This is a genomic window from Acrocarpospora pleiomorpha, from assembly GCF_009687885.1.
Taxonomy (GTDB): domain Bacteria; phylum Actinomycetota; class Actinomycetes; order Streptosporangiales; family Streptosporangiaceae; genus Acrocarpospora; species Acrocarpospora pleiomorpha.
Window position 1 is genome coordinate 43,572 of the sequence record NZ_BLAF01000047.1, and the last position, 16,974, is coordinate 60,545.

Here is a 16,974-nt window from a genome sequence, read left to right on the forward strand (position 1 = left end):
CAGGTCAGGCTCCGGCGTGGAGGTAGGCGCCCCACAGGGATGGTGACTGGGGGAAACGGGCCCGCAGGGCGCGTACGGCGTGGTGCAGGGCGTGGGCGGCGCGGGAGTAGTCAGGTGCCCCTGTCGCGGTGAGATGGGTGTAGAAGTTGTCGGCGAGTTCGGCGGCGACGGCGTCGTTGATCTGCCACTGGGTGCCGATGACGTGGGGGAATCCGGCCAGCTGGAAGGCCGAGGTCAGGTGGATGGCCTCGTCGAGCAGCTCGGTGCCGGCGGTCATGGCCGTGTGGCAGGCCGAGAGGTAGGCCAGCCGGGCGTGGTCCAGGTCGATCGGAGCCAGACCGGCGATCGTCAGCGGGTCGTCGGCGTGGTCGTGCAGGAACAGCAGGCTGCGGGACGGGTCGGCGGGGTCGCTGGCGCCGTGGCAGGCGAAGTGGGCGACGGTGAAGGTGGGCAGGTGTGCCAGGACGTTGGCTTTGGTGGGGAGCGGGCCGGGGGCGGCGGTGTCGAAGAGGGGGTGGGGTTCGGTGAGCTGGATGGAGCCGGGGATGCGGGCGGCGACGCGGGCGGCTTCGGTGGCGGCGTGGGGGAGGCGGCCGCGGTTGCGCAGGCCTGGAGTGGTGGGCATGGCGACGATCAGCGCCCGTTCGGGTCCGCCCGGCCGGCTGATCCGCTGGCGGGCATGGCGCAGGGCGCCGATGGTGGGGGTGTAAGAGGAGACGACCCGGTCCAGGACGCTTCGGCCTTGTTCGTCGTGATGACCGGAGGCGTGGAGGGGCAGCAGGCCGAGCGCGCCGCCGGGGGACCACCAGACGCGGGGCCAGAGGTCGCCTGCGGGCGCGCCATGGAAGCCGAGGGCGTCGAGAACAGGGCCGGTCGCGTTGTCCCACAGCCAGCCGAGGATCTCCCGTAGCGTCCCCTGCGCGGCCAGGCGCTCCGTCACCGTCGCGTGCGGGTCGCTCGTCCGGAACAGCGCATTGTGAAATATCTGGATATGTTCGGCCAGGGTGTCGAGAGTCAGGCCGGGGAGGGGCAGCGTGGTGATGCCGTCCCGGGTGAGCAGGAGCGCGTCGCAGCGGTGACCGCTGACGCTGAACACCACGACCGGGCCGTGGACAGCTTCGGCGAGGAGTTCCTCGACACTGGGCGGCAGCCCGAACGAGGCGAACCCGTCCCGCTCCCTGATCGTCTCCAGCAGCCTGGCGAACTCCTGCGCCAGCCGGTGCCGGTCCGCCGTCGCGTCGTCGGGCCGGCCGAACCTCGGCGGGACCAGACCCCCGTCCTCGGGGCTCGCGTCCAGCAGGTCGCGCAGCTCGGTGAAACGGCCGGCCAGGGCGGGATGCCGGTCGCGGAGCTCGGACAGGTCTCCCCGGGTGGCCAGGCTCTGGCTGAGCAGGACCGCGCGCCCGGCTTCCAGCAGCCGCAGTGCTCGGGCTTCCCGGCTCGGCCCTCGCCCGGCCAGCACGAGCGCGGCCGCACCCCCGGCGATCCCCGACAGGCCGGTCAGGGCGCGCTGCCGGTCGCCGCGGCCGATCCGGCGTGGCGTCACCTCCGGCAACAGCAGGATGGCCTGTTCCAGCAGGTCGGCGGCCCGCGCGGGCGCGTCGTCCAGGAACTGGGCGGCGACCCTGGCGGCGTTGATGCGCACCGAAGGGGCGGCGCTCTCCTGGGACGCGGCTTCTTCGAGGACGGTGATCAGGGCGTCGAGGTCGGCGGGGTCGCCGGATCGTTCGAACCGGCTGCGCAGGGAGACGCTGTGGTTGCTCAGCCGCTCGGCCCGGCTGGGGTGGTCCGGCGGGAGCACGTCCAGCGAGGCCTGACCGGCCTCGATCGATGCGTCCAGGTCGGCGAGGTCGCCGGTCCGCGCGAAGCGCAGGTGCAGCGCGTTGGCGAGGTTGGACAGCCGCATCGATCTGCTCGGGTCCTCGGGTGAGGTCGCCTCGACCGCCGTACGGCAGATGTCGACGGCGGCCTCGATGTCGGGCGCGGCACCGGTGAGCTCGGCCTTGGAGCGCAGCGGGAGCGCCAGATTGTTCAGGAACATCGGCAGCTGCGGATGGCCCGCGGGGACGGCCGTTACGGCTGTCCTGCAGGCGGCGATGGACTCCTCCAGATCGGCCTCCGACCTGGCGCGGATGAATCGCTCCCACAGGCTGTAGCCGAGGTTGGAGGCGAACATGGGCAGGTAGAAATGCCCATCGGGGACGGCCTCCAGCACGGCGTGCTCGAGTTCGATCGCCAGGTCCAGGTCGGCGGGTGCGCCCGTCCGCCGGGACCTGGCCGCGTACGAACCGGCGAGGTTGGACATGCGGATGGCGCGTTCGCCGAAGTCCTCCGCCGTGGCGGCGACCGCTTCCCGGCCGACCTGGATGGCCGTGTCCAGGTCGGCGAGCTCGCCGGTGCGCTCGAACCGGGCGCGCAGCGCCGCTCCCAGGTTGGACGACCATTCGGCCCGGTCCTGGCTTTCCTCGGGAGCGGCCGAGATGGCGACCTGCATGGACTCGATCCCTTGTCGCATGTCGTCGGGATCCCCGTACAGTTCGAATCTGATCATGTGTACGGCGCCGAGGTTGGCGTGGTGACGCGCCCAGTCGGGGTCGCCGGTGGAGAGGATCTGCACGATCCGCTGGAACAGGGCCAGCGCGGTGTCGAGGTCGCGGGGCGAGCCGAAGCGCGTGTGGCGCAGGTGCGCCGCGTTCGCCAGCGCGGCGAGGCGGTCGGTGTGGTCGGGGTGATCGGGCGGGGTGGCCGCGACGGCCTCCTCGACGACCAGGATGCCCCGATCCAGGTCCGCCTCGTCGCCGATCCGCTCGAACCTGGCCAGCAGGGTGTCGCCGAGGCCGGCGAGGTAGCGCGCGCGGTTCGGGTCGGCGGGATCGACGGTGGACCTGGCGGTCTCAAGCGCCTGGAGCGAGGCGTCCAGGTCGGCGAGGTCGCCGAACCTGTTGAAGCGCTTGCGCAGGGAATTGCCCAGATTGTAGAGGTACATGACCCGGTCGGGATCGTTCGCGGGCGTCGCCTCGACGACGTCGCGGAGCGTGGCGATGGCGGAGTTCAGGTCCGGGTCGGACTCGGTGAGATTCAGCCGCGCCATCCGCATGCTGGAGATGTTGTTCAGGAATCCGAGCTGGTCCTCGTGCTCGGGCGGCGTCAGGGCGATGGCCTCTTCCAGTACGGCTATCGCCCGGTCGAGATCCTGGACAGAGCGGGTGAGGCTCGCGCGGATCGCGAGGGCGCCGCTGAGATTGGCGAGCCCGTAGGTACGGCCGGAGTCGTCGGGCGCGGCCGTCTCCACGATGCGCTCCCACAACATCACGACCGCCGACAGGAACCGGGCGTCCGCCGAGTGCATCGCCCGTTCGAGCAGCTCGGCGGCCGGTCGCGCGGCTCTGCGCGCGAGCAGCGGCAACACGATCTCCGGAAGCTGGATCTGGCCCGCCGCCGCGACGAAGCACTCGGCGAACATGTCGATCGCGAGCGTGAAGTCGTCCTGGCCCTCTTCCGGGGGCAGGGACTGGAAGCGGTACCAGTGCAACCACCCGAGCACGAGCCACGCGTCCGGGTCGTTCCCGCCCATCGCGTCGGCCAACGCACCGCCGGCGGCGAGCGCGTCGGGGTGGAGCACCAGGGCCATGTCACGCTCGGCGGCCACCCGGCCGAGCCAGCCCTCGACCTCCGCGAGGAGACGATCGCGCTCGGTCACGCGGCCTTCCGCGAAGTCATCTCGACGTCGTTCACGACCATGAATCGCCGACGAAGAAGAGGACGTTTCACCATCCATGCGCAGTGGCCGCACCCCCTGGCCTCCGAAGGGGCCTCGATTCGCGAGCAGCGTTGATGGCCAGGCGCTGGAGGGTTTCGGTCATCGCGTCGATCTCGGCTTCTGGGATGCCCGAGCGGAGTCGTTCGTCGAAGGCCATCGCGGCGGCGCGCATGCGGTGGAACGCGGCCTCGCCGTCCTCGGTGAGGGTGAGCTGGTGGACCCACCGGTTGGCCGGGTCGCGGCGTCTGGTGACCAGGCCTGCCTTCTCCATGCCGTTGAGGTGATGGGTGAGGGTGGCCTCCCGGATGCCGACATTGTCGGCGACCTTGAGACCGTCTTGATCCTTGTCAGGCTTTCTCGTACGGGCGGGACACGGGCACGGCCCGGGCGGTGCGCGGTTCGGGCTGGCGCAGCACGAGGAACGTGACCGTGAGCGCGGCCACGAGCAGGGCGGCGGCGATGGTGAAGGCCAGGCGGTAACCGCCGGTCAGCGCGGCCGCCTCGCTCGCCCCGCCGGACAGCAGCCCTGCGGTACGCGAGGCCGCCAGCGTGGACAGCACCGCGACTCCGGCCGCCATGCCGATCTGCTGGGTGGTGTTGAACAGCCCGGAGGCGAGCCCCGCGTCGTCGGCCTTCGCGCCGGACATGCCGAGCGTGGTCAGCGCCGGGAGCACCAGGCCGCCGCCCGCGATGAGCAGCATCACCGGGAGCAGGTCGGTGACATAGGCGGCGTACACCGGGACGCGGATGAGCCAGCCCATCGCCCCGAGCAGGAGCGCCAGCCCCGCCAGCAGGACGGCGCGCGCCCCGAAGCGGGTGTTGAGCCGGGCGGAGACGAACAGGGACACCCCGCCGATGGCCGCCGCCGCGGGAAGCATCGCCAGGCCGGTGTCGAGCGCGCCGTAGCCGAGGACCTTCTGCATGTAGAGCGCGACGATGATCTGGAAGGCGAACATGGCCGACAGCGTCAGGATTTGGGCCAGGTTGGCGCCCCAGACGTTGCGCGGGCGGAGGATCCGCAGGGGCATCAGCGGGGTCTTGGCGGTCGCCTGCCGGGCGACGAACGCGGCCAGCAGGGCGAGCGCGAGGGCGCCGAGTCCGAGGGTGTGCGCCGCGAGCCAGCCGTACTGCTCGATCTTGACCACGGTGTAGATGCCCAGCATCAACCCGCTGGTGACCAGCACCGCGCCGGTGACATCGGCCCCGGCGGCGAGCCCGATCCCGCGCTCGCCCGGCAGCGCCTTGATCGCCAGCGCGATGGTGGCCAGCCCGATGGGCAGGTTGATGAAGAAGATCCAGTGCCAGTTGAGCGCGTCGGTGAGGACCCCGCCCAGCACCTGGCCGATCGAGGCTCCGGCGGCGCCGGTGGAACTGAAGACGCCGATCGCCATGGCGCGCTCCCGGGTCTCGGTGAACAGCGTCACCAGGATGCCCAGCACGACCGCGGAGGCCATCGCGCTGCCGACCCCCTGCAGGAACCGGGCGGCGATCAGCATGCCCGGCCCGCTGGCCGCCCCCGCCAGCACCGACGCCGCCGTGAACACCGCGTTCCCCGCCAGGAACATGGCCTTGCGCCCGATGAGATCGCCCAGCCGACCGGCCAGCAACAACAGCCCGCCGAACGCGATCAGGTACGCGTTGACGGTCCAGCTGAGCCCCGCCGGCGAAAAGCCCAGATCCCGCTGGATGGCCGGCAGCGCCACGGTCACGATGCTGCCGTCCACCACCGTCATCAGCATCGTGGCGGACAACACGGCGAGCGCCGGCCACCGTGATCGGTTCAGTCGAGGGAAAGGTCGCGCCATTAGCCGTCTCCTGTTCAAGAGGGAACAGAAGCGACCGTAGCAGATAGTTCCGTAATGGACGATCCCTTGCGGATCTATTTCGTCCGCTGACGCGCCCTCCGCGCCGCCTGCGGCGCCTCAGCGGGAGTGGCCAGATACCCCTCCACCAGGCGACTCATAGCCCGCAAGAGCACCTCCCCCTCACCTTCAGGCAACGCCTCCAGAACCGCCCGATGCACCCCATCGACGATCTCCTGGCTCCGCCTCGCCACCTCGGCCCCCTTCTCGGTGACCGCGATGATCCGGGCCCGCCGATCCGCACTGGACGGCCGCCGCTCAGCAAGCCCCGCCTCCTCCAAGGCGTCAACAGTGACCACCATCGTGGTCTTGTCCATGTCCCCCAACTCGGCAAGCTGGATCTGCGTCCGCTCCTCCTCCAGCGCATGAACCAGCACACAGTGCATCCGCGCCGTCAGCCCGATCTCAGCAAGCGCCACCGCCATCCGCGTCCGCAGCACATGACTGGTGTGATCCAGCAAAAACGACAAATCCGGCTCAGTACGAGCGGGCGCCATAGCGATCATGCCACCAGCATACCAACTAGTCCCGTTCCGGATTATCTACAAGCACACCGGTCATGGGGAGCAGGTGAGGGCGTTTGGCGGTGCGGCCGTCACCCGAGGAACGACCTCGCAGGCGTCTGGCAAGCCAAGGGCCGAGGAAGTTAGCGATCCAGCGCAGTTCGACGGCCGCACTGTGCCAGCCGGTCGGGGTGGCCTCCGGTGGAGGCAGGGGGTGGGTCCAGGAGTCGTCGCTGCCGGGGAGCTGCAGCGCGTGGGCGACGGCCGCCGCGATTCGCTGGTGCCCGAGAGGACTGGCGTGAAGGCGGTCCAGAGTCCACAGTCGCGGGTCGGTGACGACCGGGTAGTGAGAGGTTTCGGCGACGGCGACCCCGTGACGGCCGGCCGCGGCGCGGATGCGCTGGTTGAGGGCGATGACGCGGGAGCTGATCGGGCGGGCGATCGGAGTGATCCTCGCGATGTCGGGAAAGGTGACAGTGGCCACGCGAGCACCCTGGGCGGTGAGCGCGCCGAACATCGCCTCCAGATGGCCCCCCACCTCATCGGCGTCGAACCTGCGCCGGAGCAGATCGTTGACCCCCGCGACGACGGTGGCCAGATCAGGACGTAAAGCGAGAGCGGGGCCCAACTGCTCGCCGTGAACTTCGGCAGCCACTCGCCCCCGTACGGCCAGATTGGCGTAGCGAAGCCCAGGGTTGCGCACTGCGAGCTGCTCGGCGAGCCGATCCGCCCATCCACGCAGGCCCCTGATGTCGTCGCCGTCTCCGAGCCCCTCGGTCTGGCTGTCGCCCAGGGCGACATAACGCAGGTACACATCGTCGGACATGTGCCATCCGCCTTCCCGCGAGGTCGCCTGATAGTCAATTATATGACTAATCACTTCCTTGACTATAGGCGGGGTCACGCACGGAGGTAGGCCAGGACGGCGAGCACGCGGCGGTGGTCGTCGCCGCCCGGCGTGAGGTCGAGTTTGAGGAAGATGCTGCCGATGTGCTTGGCCACCGCGGCTTCGGTGACGAAGAGGCCGCGGGAGATGGCGGCGTTGGTCTTACCCTGGGCCATCAGTTCGAGCACCTCGCGTTCGCGCTGGGTGAGGCGTTGAAGCGGGTTCTCGCGACGGCGCAGCAGTTGCCGTACGACCTCCGGATCGACGACCGTGCCGCCGCCGGCGACCCGGACCAGCGCCTCGGCGAACTCGCGGGCGTTTCCGACGCGGTCCTTGAGCAGGTAGCCGACCGCTAGTCCGTCGCCGGAGTTGAGCAGCTCGGCGGCGTAGGTGTGCTGCACGTACTGGCTGAGCACGAGCACGGGCAGTCCGGGGTGCTCGGCGCGGAGTTCGACGGCGGCGCGCAGCCCATCGTCGGTCATGTCCGGCGGCATCCGTACATCGGTGACCAGGGCGTCGGGAGTGAGATCGCGCACGGCCGCCCGCAGCGCGGGGGCGTCGCGGACCGCCGCGGCCACCCGGTGGCCGAAGCGTTCGAGCAGGGTGACCAGGCCCTCGCGCAGTAGGGCGTCGTCCTCGGCGAGGACGACGGTCAGGGGCCGGTCGAGGCGCATGGGATCTCCACGGTGAGCGCGGTGGGTCCGCCGGGCGGGCTGAAGAGTTCCAGTGTCCCTTCCAGTACGGCGATGCGGTCGGCGAGTCCGGTCAGCCCGGTGCCGGCGGCCAGGTCGGCGCCGCCCGTCCCGTCGTCGCGGACCCGCAGGGTGAGAACTCCCGCCTCGTGCCGTGCGCGCAGGGAGCCACGGGAGGCGTTGCTGTGTTTGACGACGTTCGCCAGCGCCTCGCTCACCACGAAGTACGCGGCGGTCTCCACCGGCTGGGGGAGCCTTCCTGGCAGGCAGATGTCCACGTCGACGGGGATCGGGGAGCGTGCGGCCAGATCCTCCACGGCGGCGGCCAGGCCCCGGTCGGTGAGCACCTGGGGGTGGATGCCGTGGATCAGTCCCCGGATCTCGGTCATGGCGAGGCCGGCCAGCTCCTGCGCCTTGGCGACCTGGGCGGCGGCCGGGCTGCCGGTGGGCAGGTCGAGCTGGGCGAGGCCCAGTGACATGGTGAGGGCGGTGATCCGCTGCTGCGCCCCGTCGTGCAGGTCACGTTCGATGCGGCGGCGCTCGGCTTCGAAGGCCGCGACGAGCCGGGCGCGGGAGCTGGTCAGCTCCTGGACGCGGCGCTGCAGCCCGCTCGGCTGGGGAGCGATAAGGGCCCGCGTGATCGTTGTCCTGGCGCCGGCGTACGCGCAGGTCATGAGCCCGCCCGCGCCCAGCAGGACGACGCCGACCGGGAAGAGCAGCAGCGCGAGCAGCCACGTCTCGTCCGTGAACCACACCCACACCACGGAGGTCAGGCACAGCACCGGCAGCCCCGCCAGGATGAGCCCCGCCACGAGGTCCACGCCCCACAGAGCCGAGCCGAACAGCACCGCGTAGGCAAGCTCGCGCCAGGTCGCCGGGTCGGTGAACCGCGCGGCGAGCCGGGCGGTGAGCGAGTCCGCGTCCGCGCGGCGGTAGTCGGCCTGGGCCGGTTCGAAGTCCACCAGGCGCAACCTGCGCCGCTCGAACCTGGCCACCGGCCGGCTCACATACACGAAGAACAGCACAAGCATGACGATCAAGTACGGCGCCGTGGTCGTCACGGCGACCACCACCAGCGTCAGCACCCCCAGGAGGAGGGCGCCGATGAGCGCCCCGGACATCGCGTAGCCGAACGAGCGCCAGGGCCACGACGAGCGGAGCAGCCGCAGCGGGGGCTGGCTCATCGCCTCCCAGGCGTTACCAGGGCTGACGTCCATGCGACCGAACCTAACTCGCGCCGCGCCGCCGCGGCGGTAGAGAAATCTCTACCTTCCCCCTCACTCCAGCACCAATGACCGGGTTCCCCGCCGGCGCCCATCGTGAAGGCATGACCGCTATCCCCGACACCGCGACCGCCCTGCGCCTGCGCGACCTGCGCAAGGAATACCGGGTGGGCCAGCAGACCGTGATCGCCCTCGACGGCGTCACCCTCGATCTTCCCCGCGGCAGCTTCACCGCGGTGATGGGCCCGTCCGGCTCCGGCAAGTCCACGCTGCTGCACTGCGCGGCCGGGCTCGACCGGCCGGATTCGGGCACCGTGGAGCTCGCCGGCGCGCCGCTGGGCGGACTGAGCGAGCGGGCGCTGACCAAGCTGCGCCGGGACCGTGCCGGCTTCGTCTTCCAGGCCTTTAACCTCATGCCCTCACTCACCGCCGCGCAGAACGTCTCGCTGCCGCTCCGGCTGGCCCACCGACGGCCGGCGCTCACCCAGGTGGAGGGGGCCCTGGCCGCCGTGGGGCTGGCCGAGCGGGCCGGGCATCGGCCCGCCGAGCTGTCCGGTGGGCAGCAGCAGCGCGTCGCCGTCGCCCGGGCGCTGGTCACCTCACCCGACGTGCTCTTCGCCGATGAGCCGACCGGCGCCCTCGACACCAAGAGCTCTCACCAGGTCATGGGGCTGCTGCGGCAGCTGGTCGACGAGCACGGCCAGACCGTCGTCATGGTCACCCACGATCCGGTGGTGGCGGCGTGGGCGGACCGCGTGGTCTTCCTGTGCGACGGCCGCATCGCCGGTCAGCTGTACCACCCCACCCCCGAAACCGTAGCCAACCGCCTCGCCCACCTGGAAGACGCCTGATGCGAACCCAGACCCGGATGATCGCCCCGACCTCGGCGAACCCGCTGCCGGGGCTACGCTCGCGCGCCGCCACCCTCGCCGGCACCGCGCTCGCCCTCGTGCTGGGCAGCGCCCTCACCTCCGGCACGCTGCTGGTGGTCGCCGCCGCCGCGCAGGCGTCGGAGGCCGACGAGGACGCGCGGTACTGGGCGACCGTCGTGATGGTCCTACTGGGTACGGCGACGACCGTGGCGTGCTTCGTCTCGGTCTTCGTCGTCGCCTCGACCTTCGCGCTCAACGTGGCCCTTCGGCGGCGCGAGCTGGCGCTGCTGCGGTTGAGCGGCGCGACACCCGGCCAGGTGCGGCGCTCGGTGATGGCCGAGGCCCTCGTCACGGGGGCGCTCGCCGCCGGGCTCGGCGCGGCGCTCGGGCCGATCACCGCACCCGTGCTCACCGGGCTGATCGACCGGAGCGGGCTGGTGGCAGGCGGCTTCCCCGTCCCGTACGCCGTCTGGCCGCAGGCCGCATCCTTCGGTCTCGGGCTGGCGGTGGCGCTGATCGGCGCGTGGGCCGCGAGCCGGCGCGCCGGGAGGATCAGCCCGCTGGAGGCCCTGCGCGAGGCGTCGATCGACAGGAAGCCGATGACGAGAAGCCGCTGGATCGGCGGTCTCGGGTTCCTGGCCATCGGCCTGTGGCAGGTGGCCGACGCCCCGTCCACCAGCTCCGACAGCGCGCTCACCGACACCACGCTCGTCGCCGCGTGCCTCATCACCGCCGTCGCGCTCCTGGCACCCGTCATCGTCCCGCCGCTGCTGCGCATGGCCTTCCTCCCGCTTGCGCGTGGCCGGGGCGCGGAGGGGATGCTGGCCCGTGAGAACGCCGTGGCCGCGGTCCGGCGCACCGCGGCCACTGCCGCCCCGGCTCTCGTCACCGTCGGGCTGGCCGCGGCGCTGACGGGCGCGCTGGGCACGGTGAGCGCCGCCCAGCTGGGCGATGTCCGGCAGCTGGTGCGTGCGGACGCGGTCGTGACGGCGGACCGCGCGCCAGGCGACGGCTCCGTGCCCGAAGCCGCGGTGGACGCCGCGGCGGCGATCACCGGAGCGACGGTGAGCGCGCAATCCCGCGGAGAGGTTTACCTGTCCCAGCCTGACGGCGACGAACGGCGGGCCGCCATCGGAATAGACGCGCGCACCTGGCCCCGGGCGATCACGGTGAACATCACCCAGGGCGACCTTGGCCGGCTCTCCCGGGCCGGACACCATGGTCGTCGCCCAGCAGGAGGGCGAGGACCCCGCCATGTCCATGGGCAAGGCCATCCCCGTACGATTCCCGGACGGCACGACGCGGCGGCTCGAAGTCGTGGCCGTCGTGCGCCAAGCCTCGGAAGCCCTGCCGATCCCGTCGGTGCTGCTGGACCGCGACCTCCTGCGCGCCCACGATCCGCGAGCCCGCACCGAGGTGGCGTACGTCAGCGGCGCCGGCGTCCCGGCGGTACGGGCCGCCGTCGCTGCGGCCGGAACCAGAGCCCGTACGGGGAATGCCGCGGACTATGCCGAGGCCCTGTACGGCACCGCCCGGGACAGCAACAACCTGCTCCTGGCCCTCGTCGGCGGCATGTCGCTGGCCTACACCTTCATCGCCCTCGCGAACACCCTGGTCATGACCACGGCGGACCGCAGGAGGGAATTCGCCATGCTGCGGATGGCGGGGGCCACCCGGGGCCAGATCGTGCGACTCGCGGCGTACGAGGCCGCAGCGGCAGTCCTGGCCGGCGCTGTCCTGGGCGTCACCGTGGCGCTGCTCACCTTACGAAGTCTGGTTTCGGGCCTGTCGGAGAACTTCGTCACGATCTCTCCGGTCATGCCATGGGCGCTGACCGCCGCGGCGACGGGCACCTGCCTTGCGGCGGCCGCCACCACAGCGGCACTCACCGCGACGTACACGCTTGGCCGGCAGTCCAGGCGTCAGCCGAGGATGCCGCGGTCGTAGGCGGTGGCGACGGCGACGGCGCGGTCGTTGACGCCGAGTTTGGCGTAGATGTGGGTGAGGTGGCTTTTGACGGTGGCTTCGCTGATGAACAGGATGGCGGCGACCTCGCGGTTGGGGGTGCCCTTGGCGACCAGGATTTCGCGTTCGCGGCCGGTCAGGGTGGTGGGGGCGGGAGCGTACCCGGGAGACCAGGCGGGCGGCGATGGCGGGGGACAGGACGGTGCGGCCCGCGGTGGCGGCGCGGACGGCGGTGAACAGTTCGTCGCGGGGGGCGTCCTTGAGGAGGTAGCCGGTGGCGCCGGCTTCGATCGCGGGGATGGTGTCGGAGTCGGTGTCGTAGGTGGTGAGCACGAGCACCTTGCAGCGGGGGTTGCGGTGCGACAGTTCTTTGATGGCCTCGACCCCGCCGCCGGGCATGCGCAGGTCCATCAGGACCACGTCGGGGTCGAGCCGCGCGGCCAGGGCGACCGCGGTGACGCCGTCGGCGGCCTCGGCGAGGACCTCGAAGCCGGCGGCGGAGGCGAAGATGCCGTGCAGGCCGTGCCGCACGACCGGGTGGTCGTCGACGATCAGCAGGGTGATGGGGGGTTCAGTCATGGCGGACCAACGGTACGCGGGCCGAGACGGCGGTGCCGCCGCCGGGCTCGGACTCGATCTCGACGGAGCCCGCCACGCGCTCGGCCCTGGCGCGCATGCCGCCGAGCCCGAAACCTCCGCGCGCGGGCAGGGACGGCGGGTCGAAGCCGCGGCCGTCGTCGCGGACGTCCAGGCTCACCTCGTCGTCGAAGTAGGACAGGGTGACGCCGATCCTGGTGGCGTGGGCATGCCGGCCGGCGTTGGCGAGCGCCTCCTGGGCGATGCGGAGCAGGGCGGCCTCGATCTCCTCGTGCAGGGGTTCCACGATCCCGGTGACGGTGAACTCGGCCCGTACGCCCGTCGAATCCGACCGGCGAGCGGGTCGAGCCCGGCCACCCGGACCCGCCCGGCGTCGGGCGCCCGCAGCCCTTCGACGCACTCGACCGTGGTGGTCTTGCCCGCGCCGTTCGGGCCGAGCACGCCGAAGATCTCCCCCTCCTCGACGCGAAGGAGACATCGTCGACCACGGGCCGGCCCCCGTAGGACTTGCGCAGTCCGGTGACTTCGATGATGGGCATGCCCCGATCGTCGCGGGCGAGGCGGCCGCCGGGCATCGCCCGTCGCGCTACGCCCGGATCATCCGATCGGATGATCCGGGCGTACGACCCGGCCTAGTCGAAGCCGAAGCCCCAGGGGAGCGGTTCGCGGTGGAAGAGCCGGCTCGGGACGGCGTCGGCGATCGCCTTGTAGCCGGTCGGGTTCAGGTGCAGGTGGTCGCCGACGTCGTAGGCCGGGAGGAGCTGCCGGCGGTTGGCGGGATCGCGCGTGGCCCGGTCGAGGTCGATCACGGCGTCGAACCTGCGGCTGGTGCGGATCCAGTCGTTGACCGTCTGCCGGGCCGCCTCCCGGAATCCCTGCGCGTCGTCGTAGGCGGTGTTGGCGCCGAACGGCGTCAGCGTCGCGCCGTACACCCGGATCCCGTGGGCGTGGGCCCGGACGATCATCTGGTCGTAGGCCGTGATCAGGTCGGCGGCGACCTGCTGCTGGGCGGCCTGGGAGGCCTCGGCCGTGCCGATGTCGTTGACGCCCTCGAACAGGATCAGCCAGTCGACCCCGCTCTGCGCCAGCACGTCGCGGTCCAGCCGGCCCAGCGCGTTGGGCCCGAGCCCGTCGTTCAGGACCCGGTTGCCGCCGGCCGCCTGGTTGAGCACCGCCACGTTCGCCGTGTCGTGGCGGGACTGCAGGCGGTCGAGCAGCTGGTCCGGCCAGCGGTCGTTCATGTTCGTGGTCGAGCCGCGCCCGTCGGTGAGCGAGTCGCCCACGATGGCGACCGCCGCGGTCGCGCTCTTCGACCACACCTCCACGCCGCTGAGGAAGTACCAGTGGTCGGTACGGGTCGCCCCCGCCAGATCCGCCGCCCCGACGTGATCACCCGCCAGCAGGTACGACGTGGTCCTCGACCCGGGATGCGAGGTGATGTTGTTGGAGTTCTGCCCCTGGGCCAGGTACGTCGTCACGGTGAGGTTGGAGCGCGGGGCCACGGTGAAGTTGAGCGGGTCGGAGACCACCTGCGCGCCGACCGGAACGACCACCGAGGACCGGCCGCTGAACGTGACCGGGCGGATGGTCGCCGGCAGGACCGCGCTGACCCCGGCCTGCCCTCCGGCCGGCAGTGCGATGGTCACCTTGGTGATGGGCAGCGCCGTACCTCCGAAGGCGTTGGAGAAGCGCAGCCGCATCTGCTGCCCGCCGACCGAGGTGTGCACGGTCTGCCGCAGCGTGGCGTCGGCGAGCACCAGGTTGTCCTGCGTGAACGGCGCCGGGGGCATGTTGCCAGGCTCGGTCAGCTGGGGCATCGACACCCAGGTGTTGACCCAGTGCCCCGCCATCTTGGGCGAGACCCGCGCCGGATCCTGCGCGCGGCCCTGCTCGCCCAGGGCGCTGAAGGCCGGCGCCGCCACGACGACGGCCACCGCGATGACCGCGGCGATCACGACCCGGACGAGCTGCGACATCCGTTCGGCCGGCTGGGCGAGCACGGCCGGGTACGGCCGGGCCCGCCTCACCGGCCGACTCCACGGCGCCCGGGGGAGTGCAAAGGTGAAGCGCTCATCGCTGACCCTCCATCAACTCTGTTCCTGACGACGATCGGCCCCGAAAGTTTCTAACTTATTCGGAAATATTTCGGAGGCAACGTACGACGCCCGGATCACCCGGTCAATGGGCTCCCCACCACCAAGCGCCTCACCCACGGGCCCTCGTGGGGCGGCCACCACGCACAGCCTCGTCAGGCCCACCGTGACGCGGACGCGCCGTCCCGTGAAACGTTCACCCGCTGCTCATCGGACGATGCGATCTTCGCATGGGCTGGCCAATTCCGGCGTAGCAGCGCTCCCACCCCGGTTCAAAGCGACACTTATGGGCATTCGTGACTCCCAGCCATAAACGGAAGAGGAGTCATGAAGAAGCCGATCATTCCTGGCCGGCCGGGTGGGGAAGCGCCCCAGGTTGAGGAGCCTGTGGAGCCGCGGGAGCCGCTGCCGCCCAAACCCGACCAGCGGGGCCCGGACTCCTACAGCCCGACCGGGCAGGCCACCGGCGTGCCCGCCGAGTTCCGGGCCCAGCGCGGCGCGTACCTGACGACCGCGCAGGGCCTGCGGCTGCCCGACACCGACCATTCGCTCAAGGCGGGCCCGCGCGGCCCGGTGCTCCTGCGCGACCACCACCTGCGCGAGAAGATCACCCACTTCGACCACGAACGCATCCCGGAGCGCGTCGTGCACGCCCGCGGCGCCGCCGCGCACGGCGTCTTCCGCGGGTACGGCAACGCCGCCGCCATCACCAAAGCGGCGTTCCTGGCCAAGGGCGAGGAGACCCCGGTCTTCGTCCGCTTCTCCACCGTGCTGGGCTCGCGCGGCTCGGCCGACACCGTGCGCGACACCCGCGGCTTCGCGACCAAGTTCTACACCAGCGAGGGCGTCTTCGACCTGGTCGGCAACAACATCCCGGTGTTCTTCATCCAGGACGCGATCAAGTTCCCGGACGTGATCCACGCCGCCAAACCGCAGCCCGACCGGGAGATCCCGCAGGCGGCCAGCGCGCACGACACGTTCTGGGACTTCGTCTCCCTGCACACCGAGGCGACCCATCACACCCTGTGGAACATGTCCGACCGGGGCATCCCGCGCTCGTTCCGGACCATGGAGGGGTTCGGGGTGCACACCTTCCGCCTGGTCAACGCCGACGGCGAGACGTCGCTGGTCAAGTTCCACTGGAAGCCGAGGGCGGGCGTGCACTCGCTGGTGTGGGAGGAGGCGCAGCTGATCAACGGCATGGACCCGGACTTCCACCGCCGCGACCTCGCCGACGCGATCGAGGCGGGGGCCTTCCCGGAATGGGAGTTCGGCGTGCAGGTCTTCCCCGACACGCCGGAGCAGACCTTCGAGGGCATCGACCTGCTGGACCCGACCAAGATCGTCCCCGAGGAGCTGGCGCCGGTCCAGCCGATCGGGCTGCTGACCCTCAACGCCAACCCGGTGAACTTCTTCGCCGAGACCGAGCAGGTGGCCTTCCACGTCGGCCATCTGGTGCCGGGGATCGACGTCACCGACGATCCGCTGCTGGCCGGGCGGCTCTTCTCCTACCTGGACACCCAGATCACCCGCCTGGGCGGGCCCAACTTCGCGCAGCTGCCGATCAACCGGACCCACGCCCAGGTCAACGACCTGCTGCGGGACGGCATGCACCAGAGCGCCGTGCACGCGGGGGTGGCGCCGTACCGGCCGAACTCGCTGGACGGCGGGTGCCCTTTCCAGGCGGCGGGCGGGTATGTCGAGGCGCCGGTTCAGGTGGCCGCGGCGCCGCGGGTGCGGGCGGCTCCGGCGTCGTTCGACGATCATTTCAGCCAGCCGAGGATGTTCTGGCTGAGCCTGTCGCCGGTGGAGCGGGAGCACGTGATCGCCGCCTACACCTTCGAGCTGAGCAAGGTCTACGAGCCGGCGATCAGGGAACGCGTGGTGCGGGTGCTGGCCGGGATCGATCCGCGGCTGAGCGCCCAGGTGGCCGAAGGGCTCGGGCTGCCCACGCCGGAGCATCCGGGCAAGCCCGCGTCGGTGTCGGCCAGCCCGGCGCTGTCCCAGATGGGCGGGACCTGGCCGAACGCGGGGCGGGTGATCGGCATCGTGACCGGCGACGACGATCTCGACGCCGTACGCCGGGTGCGGCGGGAGGTGTTCGAGGCCGGCATGGTGCCGCTGGTCGTCGCGGCCAGCGGAGGCGTGCTCCCCGGCGGGGGCGATCCGGTCCCGGTGCAGCGGACGTTCGCGGGGGCCCGGTCGGTGGAGTTCGACGCTCTGCTGATGGCCGGCGCGCCCGGTCCCGGCAAGGACGCGCGGGGTGTCCGGGACGCGAAGGCGGCCAACGGCAAGGCCGCCATGGTGATCGATCCGCGGATCCTGCTGATGCTGCACGAGGCGTACCGGCATGCCAAACCGCTGGGCGGCTGGGGCGACGCGGCGACCGCGTTCGACGTGGCGGGCATCGCCACCGACGCTCCCGGGATCGTCATCGGATCCGACCCGGCCGCCGTGCTGGGCGAGGTGGCCGAACTGCTCACCCGGCACCGCGTCTGGGACCGGTTCCCGGCGGCCTGAC

12 protein-coding genes and 3 pseudogenes are annotated in these 16,974 nt (G+C 71.5%); 4 read left to right on the top strand and 11 right to left on the bottom strand.

Going from position 1 to position 16,974, the window contains the following annotated elements; all coding sequences use genetic code 11:
• Nucleotides 1-4 precede the first annotated feature (4 nt).
• The 7 genes from Aple_RS34175 to Aple_RS34205 form a co-directional block, all read right to left on the bottom strand.
• Nucleotides 5-3,700 carry a CHAT domain-containing protein gene (locus tag Aple_RS34175; RefSeq protein ID WP_170321790.1) on the bottom strand — a complete coding sequence of 1,232 codons (3,696 nt, stop codon included), beginning with the start codon at nucleotides 3,698-3,700 and terminating at the stop codon, nucleotides 5-7.
• 67 nt (nucleotides 3,701-3,767) lie between these two features.
• The gene (locus tag Aple_RS34180; RefSeq protein WP_155348868.1) at nucleotides 3,768-4,031 is read right to left on the bottom strand and encodes a MarR family winged helix-turn-helix transcriptional regulator; all 264 of its coding nucleotides are present in this window, start codon (nucleotides 4,029-4,031) and stop codon (nucleotides 3,768-3,770) included.
• A 76-nt stretch (nucleotides 4,032-4,107) separates the two neighbouring features.
• Nucleotides 4,108-5,565, bottom strand: coding sequence for an MFS transporter (locus tag Aple_RS34185; protein ID WP_155348869.1), 1,458 nt, complete (start codon nucleotides 5,563-5,565; stop codon nucleotides 4,108-4,110).
• A gap of 74 nt (nucleotides 5,566-5,639) precedes the next feature.
• Nucleotides 5,640-6,128 carry a MarR family winged helix-turn-helix transcriptional regulator gene (locus Aple_RS34190; RefSeq protein WP_155348870.1) on the bottom strand — a complete coding sequence of 163 codons (489 nt, stop codon included), beginning with the start codon at nucleotides 6,126-6,128 and terminating at the stop codon, nucleotides 5,640-5,642.
• A gap of 16 nt (nucleotides 6,129-6,144) precedes the next feature.
• Nucleotides 6,145-6,951, bottom strand: a complete 807-nt coding sequence (locus Aple_RS34195) for an SGNH/GDSL hydrolase family protein (protein WP_155348871.1) — start codon at nucleotides 6,949-6,951, stop codon at nucleotides 6,145-6,147.
• A gap of 74 nt (nucleotides 6,952-7,025) precedes the next feature.
• The gene (locus Aple_RS34200) at nucleotides 7,026-7,685 is read right to left on the bottom strand and encodes a response regulator transcription factor (protein ID WP_155348872.1); all 660 of its coding nucleotides are present in this window, start codon (nucleotides 7,683-7,685) and stop codon (nucleotides 7,026-7,028) included.
• A complete protein-coding gene (locus tag Aple_RS34205) occupies nucleotides 7,664-8,920 on the bottom strand; it encodes a sensor histidine kinase (RefSeq protein ID WP_218038636.1) in 1,257 nt (418 codons plus the stop codon). The genes Aple_RS34200 and Aple_RS34205 overlap by 22 nt, the downstream gene beginning before the upstream one ends.
• 110 nt (nucleotides 8,921-9,030) lie before the next feature.
• On the opposite strand from Aple_RS34205, the gene Aple_RS34210 reads away from it, so the two are divergent.
• The 3 genes and pseudogenes from Aple_RS34210 to Aple_RS34220 all read left to right on the top strand — a co-directional run bounded on the left by Aple_RS34210 (nucleotide 9,031) and on the right by Aple_RS34220 (nucleotide 11,745).
• Nucleotides 9,031-9,777 (top strand): ABC transporter ATP-binding protein, encoded by a 747-nt coding sequence (locus Aple_RS34210; RefSeq protein ID WP_218038637.1) that lies wholly within the window; start codon nucleotides 9,031-9,033, stop codon nucleotides 9,775-9,777.
• A gap of 200 nt (nucleotides 9,778-9,977) precedes the next feature.
• A pseudogene (locus Aple_RS56430) lies at nucleotides 9,978-10,298 on the top strand (FtsX-like permease family protein); the annotation flags it as partial.
• Between the two features lie 691 nt (nucleotides 10,299-10,989).
• Entirely contained in the window at nucleotides 10,990-11,745 is a 756-nt protein-coding gene (locus tag Aple_RS34220) for an FtsX-like permease family protein (protein ID WP_155348874.1), read from the top strand.
• Here Aple_RS34220 and Aple_RS34225 read toward each other — a convergent pair.
• The 4 genes and pseudogenes from Aple_RS34225 to Aple_RS34240 all read right to left on the bottom strand — a co-directional run bounded on the left by Aple_RS34225 (nucleotide 11,721) and on the right by Aple_RS34240 (nucleotide 14,387).
• Nucleotides 11,721-12,342: pseudogene (locus Aple_RS34225) on the bottom strand (response regulator). The gene Aple_RS34220 and the pseudogene Aple_RS34225 sit on opposite strands and share 25 nt — an antisense overlap.
• A complete protein-coding gene (locus Aple_RS53725; protein ID WP_308805531.1) occupies nucleotides 12,335-12,646 on the bottom strand; it encodes an ATP-binding protein in 312 nt (103 codons plus the stop codon). The pseudogene Aple_RS34225 and the gene Aple_RS53725 overlap by 8 nt, the downstream one beginning before the upstream one ends.
• Before the next feature lie 41 nt (nucleotides 12,647-12,687).
• Nucleotides 12,688-12,899, bottom strand: a pseudogene (locus tag Aple_RS53730) (ATP-binding cassette domain-containing protein); the annotation flags it as partial.
• Between the two features lie 93 nt (nucleotides 12,900-12,992).
• Nucleotides 12,993-14,387, bottom strand: coding sequence for an SGNH/GDSL hydrolase family protein (locus Aple_RS34240; RefSeq protein ID WP_246264975.1), 1,395 nt, complete (start codon nucleotides 14,385-14,387; stop codon nucleotides 12,993-12,995).
• Between the two features lie 393 nt (nucleotides 14,388-14,780).
• On the opposite strand from Aple_RS34240, the gene Aple_RS34245 reads away from it, so the two are divergent.
• Nucleotides 14,781-16,973: a catalase gene (locus Aple_RS34245; protein WP_155348875.1), complete on the top strand. Its 2,193-nt coding sequence runs from the start codon at nucleotides 14,781-14,783 to the stop codon at nucleotides 16,971-16,973.
• The last annotated feature ends 1 nt before the right edge of the window (nucleotide 16,974 follow it).